Genomic DNA, 13184 nt, shown 5'->3' with positions numbered 1-13184 from the left:
CGGAGGTTGCCCCCATGGTCCGCCGCGCCCTGCTCTCGGTCTCCGACAAGACCGGTCTCGTCCCCTTCGCGAAACGGCTCGCCGCCCTGGGCGTCGAGCTCCTCTCCACCGGCGGCACGCAGAAGGCGCTGGTCGAGGCCGGCGTGCCGGTCACCTCGGTGGGCGACTTCACCCAGGCCCCCGAGATCCTGGGCGGGAGGGTCAAGACCCTCCATCCGCGGGTGCACGGCGGGATCCTCTACCGGCGCGGGCTGGCCTCCGACGAGGCCGACGTGGCGGCCCGTGACATCCCGCCCATCGACCTGGTGGTGGTGAACCTCTACCCGTTCCGCGAGGCGGTGGCGGCCGGCAAGGCCTTCGCCGAGTGCGTCGAGGAGATCGACATCGGCGGACCGACCATGGTCCGCAGCGCCGCCAAGAACATGGCCCACGTGGGCGTGGTGGTGGACCCGGCCGACTACCCGCGGGTCGCCGAGGAGCTGGAGGCCGGGCGGGCCCTCTCCGAGGCCACCCGCTTCGACCTCATGAAGAAGGCCTTCGCCCACACGGCGGCCTACGACGCGGCCATCTCCGAGTACCTCACCGCCCGCGCCACCCCGGCCGCGGCGCCGGCCCACTTCCCCGCCACCCTGGGCGCGGTCTTCACCAAGGTGCAGGACCTGCGCTACGGCGAGAACCCCCACCAGGCCGGCGCCTTCTACCGGGCCGGGCGCGAGCCGGAGGAGCCCACCGTGGCCTTCGCCAGCATCCTGCAGGGCAAGGAGCTGAGCTACAACAACCTCCTCGACCTGGAGGCCGCCATCGCCGGCGTGAAGGAGTTCGAGGGCCCGGCCGCGGTGGTCATCAAGCACAACACCCCCTGCGGCGTGTCGCTGGGCGCCACCCCTGGCGAGGCCTTCGCCCGCGCCCGCGCCTGCGATCCGGTCTCGGCCTTCGGCGGCATCGTGGCGCTCAACCGGCCGGTGGACGAGGCGGCCGCCCGCGAGCTCACCGACCTCTTCCTCGAGTGCGTCATCGCGCCGGCCTACGACCCCGGCGCCCGCGCCCTGCTGGCCGCCAAGAAGAACCTGCGCCTGCTGGAGTCGCCGCGGCTGGGCCAGCCGCGCGCCAGCTGGCGGCGCCGCCCGGAGGAGGGGCGCGAGCTGCGCTCCATCACCGGCGGCGTGCTGGTGATGGACCGCGACCTCGGGGCGGTGCGCCGCGAGGACTGCAAGGTCATGACCAGGCGCGCCCCCACCGAGGCGGAGTGGCGGGACCTCCTCTTCGCCTGGAAGGTGGTCAAGCACGTCAAGTCGAACGCCATCGTCTTCGCCGCGGGCGACCGGACCGTGGCCATCGGCGGCGGGCAGACCAGCCGCGTCGAGTCGGTCAAGACCGCGGTCATGAAGGCGCAGCTGCCGGTGCGCGGCGCCAGCGTCGGCTCCGACGCCTTCTTCCCCTTCGCCGACGGCGTGGAGGAGATCATCAAGGCCGGCGCCACGGCCATCATCCAGCCCGGCGGGTCGATGCGCGACGCCGAGGTGGTGGCCGCCGCCGACGCCGCCGGGATCGCCATGGTGGCGACCGGCATGCGCCACTTCCGCCACTAGCCGCGAGGCCGGGGGGCTGCGGTAGGCTCGGCGCATGCCCCCGCCGCGCCCCCGCTCCCCGCGCCCGGCCCCGCCCCGGCTGCTGGCAGGCCTCGCCGCCGTGGCCCTGGCCGGCTGTCCGGCCGCGCCGCCGCCGCGCCCGCCCACGCCGGTGGAGGAGCGCGCGGCCGCCTGGCGCGCCGACCCGGCCCTGCCGCGCGGCGCCGCCGACGAGCTGCTGGCCCGCGCCGCCGAGGCGCTGGCCGCCGATCAGCCCGGGGGCGTGGCTCTCGCGACCGCCGCCTGCCGCGCCGTGCTGGTGCAGGACGCGGCCCGCCCCGAGGCGGTGGCCTGCCTGGCGACCGCCTTCGCCGACGGGGCCGGCGAGGTGGCGGACGGGCAGGGGCTCCAGGAGGCGCACGCCCTGCTGGCCTGGGCCCTGGCGGCCTCCCCGGGCCGGTCCGACCTCATGGGCGCCCAGGCCCGGCTGCTCCTGCTGGTGCCCTCGGCGCGCAACCGGGAGGAGGCGCTGGACGCCTCGCGCCGCGCCCAGGCCGGCGCCGCGACCGCCGCCGGTGGAGCCGGCGCCACGGCCGCCTCGTCGGCGGCGCTGGCGGGCGGGCTGGCCCTCCTGCCCGGCGACCCGGCCGCCGCGGCCCAGGCGCTGGAGCGCGCAGCCGCCCTCCACCCCCAGGACCGCCGGCTCCTCGCCGCCGCGGCGCGCGCCCGCTGGGCCGGAGGCGACGCCGAGGGGGCCCTGGCCCACGCCGAGGCCCGGCTGGCGCTGACCCCGACCCACCCCGGGCTGCAGGAGCTGGCCGCCGAGGTGGAGGCCGCCTCCGGGCGGCACGCCGAGGCGTCGCTCCGGCTGCGCGCCTGGCGGGCCCAGGACCCGAGGGCGGCCCTCCCGGCCTTCCTGCTGGCGCGCCTGGCGGCGCAGCTCGAGGGGCGGCCGGAGGAGGCGGGCCGGCTGCTCGACGAGGCGTCGGCGCTGGCCGTCGACCCGTACCTGCTGGCCCGCATCGACGCCCTGCGGGCCGCGCTCGCCCTGTCCGCCGGCGACGACCCCGGCGCCGCCCGCCTGGTGGCGGCCGCGCTGGCGCGCGTGCCGGCCAGCGCGCCGGCGCAGCACCAGGCGGCGGTGCTGGCCTTCCGGCGCCAGGACCGGGCCGCCCTGCGCGAGGCGGCCGGGGTGGTGGGCGACCGCTGCGGGCCCGCCGTGGCGGCGCTGCTGGCGGCCCGGCAGGCCGAGCTCGGGTCGGCCACCCTCGACGAGGCCGCGGACGCCTGGCGGGGCTGGGCCGAGTCCTCGCCCCGCGAGCCCGCCGTGGCGCTGGTGGCCGGGGCCGCCGCCGCCCGCCTCGGCTACACCGGCCCGGCCCTGGCGCTGGCGCGGCGGGCGCTGGCCCTCGACCCGGTGGAGGGGCGGCTGCGGCGGCAGCCGGTGGCGTGCTGGGAGGGGCCGGCGGCGATCTTCGAGGCCATCGGCCGCTTCGAGGGGATCGCGCGGGCCGAGCCGGAGGCGGCCCGGACGGCGCTGCTGGCCGCCGCGGCCTGCGCGCTGGAGCTGGGCCTGGCCCCGGCGGCCGAGCGGTACGCCGGCAGGGTCCTGGCGGGGGACCGCCGCGCCGGGGGCGCGCGGGTCCTGCTGGCGCAGGCGGCGCTCGACCGCGGACGCCCGGCCGAGGCGCTGCGGCATGCCGCGGCGGCGCAGGGGCTGCCGGGCGCCGAGGCGGTGGGCGGGGTGCTGGCGCGGGCGCTGCTGGCGGCCGGTCGGCTGCCCGAGGCCGCCCGGGCCGCCGCGGCGGCCGCCGCCCAGGAGGAGGGGGGGGTGGCGGACCCCGACGGCTCCGGCGCTGCGGCTCCAGCCGCCCCTGGCAGGGGCGGGGCCGCGGCCAGGCTGGGCCGGGCGCGCCTCCTGGCCCGCACGGCCCGCACCAAGGAGGCCTCCGCCGAGGCGGCGGCCCTGGCCCGCGGACTCCTGGCCGAGGACCCCGGGCTCTCGGCGGCGCGGGGCCTGCTGCTGGACCTCGCCGGGGGCCGGCCCGTCCGGTAGCGGCTCGGCGGGGGCGGGGGCGGGGGTGCTGCGCGGGCACTCCGGCTGCCCGGGAGTGGTATAAATCCCGCCCCATGCGCGTCCTCGTCGTCGGCTCGGGCGGTCGTGAGCACGCCCTCGCCTGGAAGATCGCCCAGTCCCCGCTCGTCACCGCCTTGTTCGCGGCGCCGGGCAACCCCGGCATCGGCACGCTGGCCACGCTGGTCCCCGTCAGGTCCGACGACGTGGAGGGGCTGACCGCCTTCGCCCGTCGGGAGCGGATGGATCTGGTGGTGGTGGGGCCGGAGGCGCCGCTGGTGGCCGGCCTGGTGGACAGGCTGGCGGCCGCCGGGATCCTGGCCTTCGGGCCCACCGCCGCCGCCGCCGAGATCGAGGGCTCCAAGGCCTTCGCCAAGGACGTGATGCGGGCCGCCGGCATCCCCACCGCCGACTTCGCCACCTTCACGGCGCCGGAGCCGGCGCTGGCCTGGGCCAAGGCGCGCGACGGCCAGGTGGTGGTCAAGGCCGACGGCCTGGCCGCCGGCAAGGGCGTGGTGGTCTGCGCCTCGCTGGAGGAGGTGGCCAGGGCGCTGCAGGAGATCCTGGTGGACCGGGTGCACGGCGCGGCCGGCGCCACCGTGCTGCTGGAGGAGAAGCTGAGCGGACCGGAGGCCAGCTGCATCTGCCTCACCGACGGGCGCCGGGTGCGCATGCTGCCGGCGGCGCAGGACCACAAGCGGATCTTCGACGGCGACCGCGGCCCCAACACCGGCGGCATGGGCGCCTTCTGCCCCACGCCCAAGGTGACGGCCGACCAGCTGGCCGACGTGCAGCGCACGGTGATGGTGCCGGCCCTGCGCGAGCTGGCGGGGCGGGGCCGCACCTTCCGCGGGGCGCTCTACGCCGGGTTGATGCTCACGCCCAAGGGGCCCAAGGTGCTGGAGTTCAACGCCCGGCTGGGCGACCCCGAGACGCAGCCCATCCTGATGCGGGTGAAGAGCGACCTGGTGCCCCTGCTGGTGGCGGCCGCCCGGGGCGACCTGGCGGACGTGCCGCTGGAGCTCGACCCGCGGGCCGCGGTGGGCGTGGTGCTGGCCGCCGAGGGCTACCCGGGCCGGGTCACCACCGGCGACGACATCAGCGGGGCCGAGGCCACCTTCGCCCCCGACATCCAGGTCTTCCAGGGCGCCACCACCCGGGACGCCGAGGGGCGCCTGTGCACCGCCGGGGGGCGGGTGCTCACGGTCTGCGGGCTGGGCGCCGGGCTCGACGACGCCGCCCGCCGCGCCTACGGGGCGGTGGCCCAGCTGCGCTTCCGCGGCATGCAGTTCCGCAAGGACATCGGGGTGACCACGTGAACACCAGGGTTCTCATCCTCATGGGGTCGGACTCGGACTGGGAGGTCATGGCCGAGGCCCGCAAGGCGCTGCTCGAGATGGGCGTCGACAGCGAGGTGCACGTCTCCTCGGCCCACCGCACGCCGGCCCGCACCGGCGAGCTGGCCCGCCAGGCGGCCGGGCGCGGCATCCAGGTGATCATCTGCGGCGCCGGGGCGGCCGCCCACCTGGCGGGCGTGGTGGCGGCCGAGACCGGGCTGCCGGTGCTGGGCGTGCCGCTGGCGGCCAGCGACCTGAAGGGGCTCGACGCCCTGCTGGCCATCGCCCAGATGCCGGCCGGCGTGCCGGTGGGGACCCTGGCCATCGGCAAGGCCGGCGCTCGCAACGCCGGGCTGCTGGCGGCGCGCATCCTGGCGCTGGGCGACCCGGCGGTGGCCGAGAAGGTCCGCGAGCAGCGCGCCCGCATGGCCCTGGAGGTCGAGGCCAAGGACGCCGCGCTCCAGGCCAAGCTGGCCGGGACCTGAGCGGGCCCGGGAGGGGGAGGGCGCGTGGGCCGGCTGGACCGCTACCTGGCGAAGGAGATCCTGCTGCCCTTCGGGGCGGCGCTCCTGTTCCTGGTGCAGATCCTGCTGGTCACCCAGATCCTGGCCCGCGCCGACATCCTCTTCGGCGCCGGCGTCTCGGCGGCCGACCTGGGCGGCGTGGTGCTGGCGCTGCTGCCGCACTTCCTCGGCTACGTCATGCCGGTCTCCTTCCTGCTGGGCGGCATCCTCGGCACCGGCCGGCTGGCCGACGACCGGGAGATCATGGCCATCGGCGCGGCCGGCCTCTCGCCGGTGCGCCTGGTGCGGGTGCCGGTGGTCATCGGGCTGGCGCTGGCGGGGCTGGGCACCTGGCTCTCGCTGGAGGTGGAGCCGGCCGGGCTGCGCGAGGCGCAGCTGCGCTTCAACGAGCTCATCAAGCAGAACGTCACGGCCAACGTGCGGGCCGGCACCTTCTTCGAGGAGATCCCCCAGTTCACCGTCTACGCCGAGCAGGTGGGGCCGGAGGGCTGGACCAACGTGCTCATCTCCGACCGCACCGACCCGGCGGCGCCGATGCTGGCGCTGGCGCGGCGTGGGCGGCTCGAGCCGGTGGGGGCGGGCGAGGAGATGCGGCTGGTGCTGGAGGCGGGCGAGCTGCACCGCGAGGAGGCCCAGGCCGAGGAGTACGTGCTGGCCGCCTTCCGGCGCGCCGCGGTCTCGCTGGGGCTGGGCACGGCCATCACCGACAAGAACGTCCTCTCGGGCTCCACCAAGGCCATGAGCTCGGCCGAGCTGGCCGAGCGGGCCCGCCCGGCGCCGGGGCGCCCCGAGCCGGCGCGGCTGGCCGCCGAGGTGGCCCTGCACCGCCGCCTGGCCTCGCCCCTGGCGGTGCTGGGCTTCGCCCTGATGGCCGTGCCCATCGCCGCCATGCGGCGGGGCGGCCGGGCGGCCGGCATCGGCGCGGCGGTGGCGGGGGTGCTGGCCCACTACCTGCTGCTGCGCGGCGGCGAGGTGCTGGCGGAGCGCGGGGTGCTGCCGCCCGCCCTGGCGCTGCAGCTCTCCACGGTGGTGCTGGTGGCGGTCGGGCTGGGGCTCTGCTGGCTGCTGGCGCGGCGCGGCCCGGGGGCGGTGCGGTGATCCTGGCGCGCTACGTGGCGACCCGCGCGGCCCTGGCCTTCCTGGCGGCCCTGACGGGCGTGGTGGCCGTGTTCCTGGTGGTGGACTTCGTCGACAACGCCCACGTCATCCGCGGCAGCGGCTGGGTCCTGGCGGCGCTGGAGCTCTACGCCAACAAGGCGGCGGTGGTGGCGGCGCAGATGGCGCCGGCGGCCATGCTGCTGGGGGCGGCGGTGGCCACCAGCGGCCTGCGCCAGACCCGCGAGTGGACCGCGCTCCGCTCGGTGGGGCTGGGGCCGTGGCGGCTGGCGCTGCCCATGGTGGCCACGGCGCTGCTGGTGGCCGTCGTGATGGGTGGGCTGCACGACCTGGTGGGGGTGCACGCGGCGCAGCGCGCCGAGGAGATCTCGGCCACCCGCTTCGGCCGCGGCGGCAGCTACCGGCGCTGGATGGCCTGGCAGGAGCCCAAGCGCTGGTTCCGCGGGGCCGACGGCCGGCGCATCTACCACCTGCGCGGCGCCCTGCCGGGCGGCGGCTTCGAGCGGGTCACGGTGCTGGAGGTGACCCCCGGGTTCCACCTGGCCCGCCGGGTGGACGCCGTCCGCATGGAGCCGGCCGAGGATGGGGCCTGGCGCCTGGCCGACGTGGAGGAGCGGACCTTCGGGCCCGACGGCGAGAGCCGGGTGGAGCGGTGGGCCGAGCGGCTCTTCCGCTTCGACGAGCCGCCCGGCTCCTTCGAGCTGACGCCGGGCCGCCCCTCCCAGCTCAGCCACGCGGTGCTCTCGACCCAGATCGACCTGCGCCGCAGGCTCGGGCAGCCCTCGGCCGAGTTCGAGCTGGAGCGCGCCAACCGGATGGCCTACCCGCTCTCAGCGGTGCCGGGCGTGCTCCTGGCCGTGGCGCTGGCGCTGCGCCGCAGCCGGCGGGGCCACGTCTCGGTCTCGCTGCTGGAGGCGGTGGGCGTGTCGCTGCTGCTGTGGGGCGCCCAGGGTGTCTGCATGGCGCTGGGCCTGTCCGGGCGGCTCTCGCCGATGGTGGCGGCCTGGACGCCCGACCTGCTCTTCCTGGCGGTCGGGACCCTGGCCGTGCGCCGGGCCGCCTGACGAGGGGAGGGGAGCCGACCGTGGACGCCACGCGCTCGCGCCGGATCGCCGAGGCCGCCGCCGCCCTCCGCGCCGGCGCGGTCATCGCCTACCCCACCGAGACCTTCTACGGGCTGGGGGCCCTGGCGGTCGACGGCGCGGCGGTGGAGCGCCTGGCGCGCGCCAAGGGGCGGCCGGACGGCAAGCCGCTGCCGCTGCTGGCGGCGGATCTGGCGCAGGTGGAGGCGGTGGCGGTCCTCTCCCCGCTGGCGCGCCGCCTGGCCGGCGCCTGCTGGCCCGGGCCGCTCACCCTGGTGCTGCCGGCCCGACCTGGGCTGCACCCGCTGCTCACCGGCGGCGGCGCCACGGTGGGGGTGCGGGTGACCGGGGGCGAGGTGGCGGCCGCGCTGGCGCTGGCGGCCGGCGGGGCCCTGGTCTCCACCAGCGCCAACCTGGCCGGCGCGCCCCCCGCGGCCAGCCCGGCCGACCTGGACCCCGCCCTGGTGGCGCGCCTCGACCTGGTGCTGGACTGCGGCCCGTCCCCCGGCGGCCTGCCGTCCACGGTGGTGGTGGTGGAGGGGGTGCGGCTGCGCCTGCTGCGCCCCGGCGCCGTGGCGGCGGCGCACCTCGAGGCGGTGGCCGGCGTTTCCCTGGAGTAGCGACCCGGGCAGCGGGGCGCCGCGGCCCCGACCGTACCCCCGACCCGGGTTCCGCGCTGCCCCTCCCGTCGGGCGAGAGCGCCGGGGTGAGGTCCCGCCGGCCAACGCCCACCTCGACGGAGCGGCGAGCGCGCCTGCCGGGCCGCGGCGAGAGCCTTGCGCGGCGCAGGGGCGTGATCTAGCGTCCGCACGCCCGATGGCCGAGCTCGTCCCCTTCCGAGGAATCCGCTACGCCGCCGCCAGGGGGCGCGCCCTCGGGCAGTTGCTGGCGCCGCCCTACGATCTCATCTCGCTGGAGCAGCGCGACGACCTGCTGCGGCGCAGCCCCCACAACGTGGTGCACCTGACCCTCGGCGAGGACCGCGCGGGCGACACGGCGCAGGTCAACAAGTACACCCGCGCCGCCGAGCACTTCCGGGCCTGGCAGGCCGAGGGCGTGCTGCGCCGGGACGAGGCCGCCTGCCTCTACCCGCTGGAGCAGACCTTCTGGTCGCCGGACGGCAGGCAGCTGACCCGCCGCGGCTTCATGGCGGCGGTGCGGCTGCACGAGTTCTCCGAGGGCGTCATCGTCCCGCACGAGAAGACCCTGGTGGCGCCCAAGGCCGACCGCCTGGCCATCCTGAAGACGGTGGGCGCCAACCTCTCGCCCCTCTTCGGCCTCTACCGCGACGAGTCGGGGGCCACCGCCCGGGCGCTCGACCTGGCCTGCGCCGCCGAGCCGGTGGCGGAGACCGACTCCGACGACGGGGTGCACCAGCGGGTCTGGCGGGCCAGCGACCCGGCGGTGGTGGGCGCCCTGCAGGCGCTGGTGCGCGACCAGCGCATCTTCATCGCCGACGGCCACCACCGCTACGAGACGGCGCTGGTCTACCGGCGCTGGCTGGAGGCGCAGAACCCCGGCCTGCCCGACTTCGGCGGCCACCACTACATCCTCATGTTCCTCTGCCCCATGAGCGATCCCGGGCTGGTCATCTACCCGACCCACCGGCTCCTCTCCGGCCTGAAGGGCTTCACCCAGGCCGGCCTGCTGGAGCGCCTGGAGCGCTTCTTCACGGTGCTGCCGGTGGAGGAGAGCCTGCTCAAGCCGGTGGGGCGCGCCTGGGCCATCTCGCGCCTCTCGGAGCACGCCGGCAAGTCCACCTCCTTCCTGATGGTCACCGCCGAGGACCGCCGCGGCCGCATCCTGACGCTGCGCGACGACGCCGACCTGTCCGGCGTGCACCTGCCGGAGGACCGCACGCTGCGCGACCTCGACGTGACGGTGCTGCACGCCATCGTCCTGGAGCACCTGCTGGGCGTCTCGGCCGAGGCCCAGGAGCAGGGGGAGAACGTCACCTACGTCCGCGACGCCGGCCAGGCCGTCAACCGGGTCCTCTCCGGGGAGCACCAGGTGGGGTTCCTGCTCAACCCCACCCCCATGTGGCAGGTGGAGGCGGTGGGCGACGCCGGCCAGACCATGCCGCAGAAGAGCACGCTCTTCGCCCCCAGGCTGCAGAGCGGGCTGGTGCTGCGCGCCATCGAGCCGCTCGAGCGGCCCTGACCGGGCCCAGACTTCACCGCCGCCCCTGGTTGGGCTAGAAATCGCCCATGCCCTTCCCGCAGGAACGCCCCCGCCGCCTCCGCCGCACCGAGGCGCTCCGCCGCCTGGTGCGCGAGACCACCCTCGCGCCGGACGATCTGGTCTGGCCGCTCTTCGTGCTGCCCGGCCAGAAGGTCCGCAACCCCGTGAAGTCCATGCCCGGCGTCTTCCAGCTCTCGGTGGACGAGCTGGTGGCGGAGGCCCAGGCCGGCTACGAGGCCGGCGTCCGCTCGGTCATCCTCTTCGGCATCCCGGAGGCCAAGGACGCGGTCGGCTCCGGCGCCTACGCCGACGACGGCATCATCCCGCGGGCGGTGCGGGCGCTGAAGCAGGCGCTCCCCGACCTGGTGGTGATGACCGACGTCTGCCTGTGCGAGTACACCGACCACGGCCACTGCGGCATCCTCACGGCGCCCAGGGCCGGCGGCCCCGGGCAGGATCTGGGCGTGGACAACGACCTGACCCTGCCCCTGCTGGCCAGGGAGGCGGTGGCCCACGCCCGCGCCGGCGCCGACGTGGTGGCCCCCTCGGACATGATGGACGGCCGGGTGGCCGCCATCCGCGAGGGGCTGGACATCGCCGGCTTCGGCGACGTGCCCATCCTCTCCTACGCGGCCAAGTTCGCCGGGGCCTTCTACGGCCCGTTCCGCGACGCCGCCGAGAGCGCCCCGGTGGAGGGGCCCGGCATCCCCAAGGACCGCAAGGCCTACCAGATGGACCCGGCCAACTGGCGGGAGGCCCTGCGCGAGGTGGCGCTCGACCTGGAGGAGGGCGCCGACATGGTGATGGTGAAGCCGGCCGTGCCCTACCTCGACATCGTGCGGCTCATCCGCGATCGCTTCGACGTGCCGCTCAGCGCGTACCACGTGTCCGGGGAGTACGCGATGATCAAGGCGGCCGCCGAGCGCGGCTGGATCGACGGCGAGCGGGTCATGCTGGAGACGCTCCTCTGCTGCCGCCGCGCCGGCGCCGACTTCGTCCTCACCTACGGCGCCCGCGACGTGGCCGCCACGTTGACGGGGCGCCGCCGGTGAGCACCGAGGGGCCCGGCCCGTACCAGGTGGTGGAGGTGTCCCCGGTGGCCGAGGACACCCTGGCGCAGGCCCTCAACGAGCGCGCCGCCGCGGGCTGGTCCTTCGAGTCGCTCCACTTCGTGACCCGCGAGGGCTCGCACCGCCCGGCCCTGGCGTACCTGTTCTTCACCCGCCTGGCCCAGCCCGCCGCCGCGCCCCGGCCGGCCGCGGCGCGCCCCGGCCGGTCCGCCACCTCGCGCCGGCGCTCACGCTGACATGGACGAACCCCGCCGCGAGGAGGCGCCCTACCCCAAGGCCGACCTCACCTTGCGGGGGCTGGCCCGGCTGGCCGACTTCACCATCGCCTTCGGCGTGGCGACCAGCGCCCCGGGCGTGGGGCCGGTGGTGGCGGCCCTCTACCTGCTGGTGGCCGACGGGCTGATGCAGGGCCAGTCGCCCGGCAAGAAGATCTTCGGGGTGAAGGTGGTGGTGCCGGCCACCCGCGCCCCGGCCGGCTTCCAGGAGTCGATGCTGCGCAACGCCCCGTTCGCCCTGGCGACCACCCTGTGGGCCCTGCCGCTGCTCTGGCCGGCCTTCTTCCTGGTGGGCCTGCCGGTGGTCGGCTACGAGGCCTGGCGCGCCCTCGACGAGCCGCTGGGCCGGCGCCTGGGCGACCAGCTGGCCGAGACCCAGGTGGTGGACGGCAAGGTCATCGTCGGGCTGCCGTCGGCGGCGCCCGGGGGGCGGTAGCCGGGCGGCCCGGTCCGGGTCGCCGGCCGGCCGCCGGCGCGAGGGGGTGGAGCCTGGACGGGCCGCGTGCTAAGGAGGGCGCCCGGGCGAGACGCGCGGAGACCCTTTCGGAGGAACGATGGCCAACTCGAAGAGCAAGCACAACCGCATGAAGTCCGTCCGCCGCCGCCAGTGGAAGGCGCGCAAGAAGCGCCAGGCCGCCGCCAAGAAGCCCACCAAGAAGTAGCGGCGACCGCGCTGCGCCGGGGCCCGCGAACGGGCTTGACGACCGGCGCGGGACCGCGCTAATAACCGCGCTCCCTGCAGTGAGGGAGCAGCACAACGATCTCTGGGCTCGTGGCGCAGCTGGGAGCGCGCCTGAATGGCATTCAGGAGGTCACCGGTTCGATCCCGGTCGGGTCCACCATCATCGACGTGAGCGCGGGCGGCCAGCCAACACTGGCCGCCCGTCGCCTTTCCTGGACCGGCGCGCCGAGCCCGCTTTGCCTGGACCGGCCCGCCGGGCCGGAGTAGGTCGGGAGCGTCCCCGACGCCAGGAGGCGGACCCCGATGACCCAGCGGCGGACCCTCTACCCCGAGCTCGAGCCGTACCGCACCGGCCGGCTGCGCGTCTCCCCGCTCCACGACCTGTACTTCGAGGAGAGCGGGAACCCGGAGGGGAAGCCGGTGGTCTTCCTGCACGGCGGCCCCGGCCTCGGGTCCGGCCCCACGCAGCGCCGCTTCTTCGATCCCCGCGCCTACCGCGTCGTCCTCTTCGACCAGCGCGGGTGTGGGAAGAGCACGCCCCACGCCTCGCTCGAGGAGAACACCACCTGGGACCTGGTGGCCGACCTGGAGCGGCTGCGGGTCGAGCTGGACATCGAGCGCTGGCAGGTCTTCGGCGGCTCCTGGGGCGCCAGCCTGGCGCTCGCCTACGCCCAGACCCACCCGGAGCGGGTGACCGAGCTCGTCCTGCGCGGCATCTTCCTGCTGCGCCAGTGGGAGATCGACTGGTTCTACCAGGCGGGCGCGAGCGCCATCTTTCCCGACGCGTGGGAGGACTACCTGGCGCCCATCCCGGAGGCCGAGCGCGGCGACCTGCTCCGCGCCTACCACCGCCGGCTCACCGGGGCCGACGCGGCGGAGCGACGGCGCTGCGCCCTGGCCTGGAGCCTGTGGGAGGCGAGGACCAGCTTCCTCGTGCCCGACGAGGGCTACGCGGCCCAGCTCGGCGACCCGGAGGTGGCCGCCGCCTTCGCCCGCATCGAGTGCCACTACTTCCTGCACGGCGGGTTCTTCGCCGGGCGCGAGCCGCTCACCCAGGTCGACCGGTTCCGGCGCATTCCGGCGGTCATCGTCCAGGGGCGCTACGACCTCGTCTGCCCGATGGAGACCGCCTGGGCGCTCCACCGGGCCTGGCCCGAGGCCGACTTCCGGATCGTCCCGGACGCGGGGCACGCCTCGTACGAGCCGGGGATCACGCACGAGCTCGTCGAGGCGACGGACCGGTTCCGGGGGGTGTAGCGGAGGCCCGCGGTCGTC

At 76.6% G+C, this 13184-nt stretch carries 12 protein-coding genes, 1 tRNA gene and 1 pseudogene; all 14 read left to right on the top strand.

Features of this window, described 5'->3' with window-relative positions:
* Positions 1-14: 14 nt before the first annotated feature.
* The 14 genes and pseudogenes from purH (at position 15) to pip (ending at position 13166) form a co-directional block, all read left to right on the top strand.
* Entirely contained in the window at positions 15-1589 is a 1575-nt protein-coding gene (purH, locus tag IPO09_21200) for a bifunctional phosphoribosylaminoimidazolecarboxamide formyltransferase/IMP cyclohydrolase (protein ID MBK9519791.1), read from the top strand.
* A gap of 34 nt (positions 1590-1623) precedes the next feature.
* Complete coding sequence (locus IPO09_21195) at positions 1624-3624, top strand: hypothetical protein (GenBank protein MBK9519790.1); 2001 nt, start codon at positions 1624-1626, stop codon at positions 3622-3624.
* A 74-nt stretch (positions 3625-3698) separates the two neighbouring features.
* On the top strand, positions 3699-4961 hold the full coding sequence (gene purD, locus IPO09_21190; protein MBK9519789.1) for a phosphoribosylamine--glycine ligase: 1263 nt from the start codon (positions 3699-3701) through the stop codon (positions 4959-4961).
* Positions 4962-4981: 20 nt separating this feature from the next.
* Positions 4982-5464: a 5-(carboxyamino)imidazole ribonucleotide mutase gene (gene purE / locus IPO09_21185; GenBank protein ID MBK9519788.1), complete on the top strand. Its 483-nt coding sequence runs from the start codon at positions 4982-4984 to the stop codon at positions 5462-5464.
* A gap of 24 nt (positions 5465-5488) precedes the next feature.
* A complete protein-coding gene (locus IPO09_21180; GenBank protein MBK9519787.1) occupies positions 5489-6601 on the top strand; it encodes an LptF/LptG family permease in 1113 nt (370 codons plus the stop codon).
* A complete protein-coding gene (locus IPO09_21175; GenBank protein ID MBK9519786.1) occupies positions 6598-7683 on the top strand; it encodes an LptF/LptG family permease in 1086 nt (361 codons plus the stop codon). Before IPO09_21180 ends, IPO09_21175 begins: the two co-directional genes overlap by 4 nt.
* Before the next feature lie 20 nt (positions 7684-7703).
* The gene (locus tag IPO09_21170) at positions 7704-8321 is read left to right on the top strand and encodes a threonylcarbamoyl-AMP synthase (protein ID MBK9519785.1); all 618 of its coding nucleotides are present in this window, start codon (positions 7704-7706) and stop codon (positions 8319-8321) included.
* Positions 8322-8517: 196 nt separating this feature from the next.
* Entirely contained in the window at positions 8518-9861 is a 1344-nt protein-coding gene (locus tag IPO09_21165) for a DUF1015 domain-containing protein (GenBank protein ID MBK9519784.1), read from the top strand.
* A 47-nt stretch (positions 9862-9908) separates the two neighbouring features.
* Positions 9909-10934 carry a porphobilinogen synthase gene (hemB, locus tag IPO09_21160; protein ID MBK9519783.1) on the top strand — a complete coding sequence of 342 codons (1026 nt, stop codon included), beginning with the start codon at positions 9909-9911 and terminating at the stop codon, positions 10932-10934.
* A pseudogene (locus IPO09_21155) lies at positions 10931-11107 on the top strand (DUF4177 domain-containing protein). The gene hemB and the pseudogene IPO09_21155 overlap by 4 nt, the downstream one beginning before the upstream one ends.
* Before the next feature lie 82 nt (positions 11108-11189).
* Complete coding sequence (locus IPO09_21150; protein ID MBK9519782.1) at positions 11190-11663, top strand: RDD family protein; 474 nt, start codon at positions 11190-11192, stop codon at positions 11661-11663.
* 118 nt (positions 11664-11781) lie between these two features.
* Complete coding sequence (locus IPO09_21145) at positions 11782-11889, top strand: aminopeptidase (GenBank protein ID MBK9519781.1); 108 nt, start codon at positions 11782-11784, stop codon at positions 11887-11889.
* 104 nt (positions 11890-11993) lie between these two features.
* Positions 11994-12069, top strand: a tRNA-Ala gene (locus tag IPO09_21140).
* Between the two features lie 143 nt (positions 12070-12212).
* Positions 12213-13166, top strand: a complete 954-nt coding sequence (pip, locus tag IPO09_21135) for a prolyl aminopeptidase (protein MBK9519780.1) — start codon at positions 12213-12215, stop codon at positions 13164-13166.
* Positions 13167-13184 lie beyond the last annotated feature (18 nt).

Origin of the sequence: Anaeromyxobacter sp. (assembly GCA_016718565.1) — a bacterium.
Taxonomy (GTDB): Bacteria; Myxococcota; Myxococcia; order Myxococcales; family Anaeromyxobacteraceae; genus JADKCZ01.
Note: the sequence above shows the minus strand (reverse complement) of the source record. Positions and strands in the feature narration are given on the sequence as shown.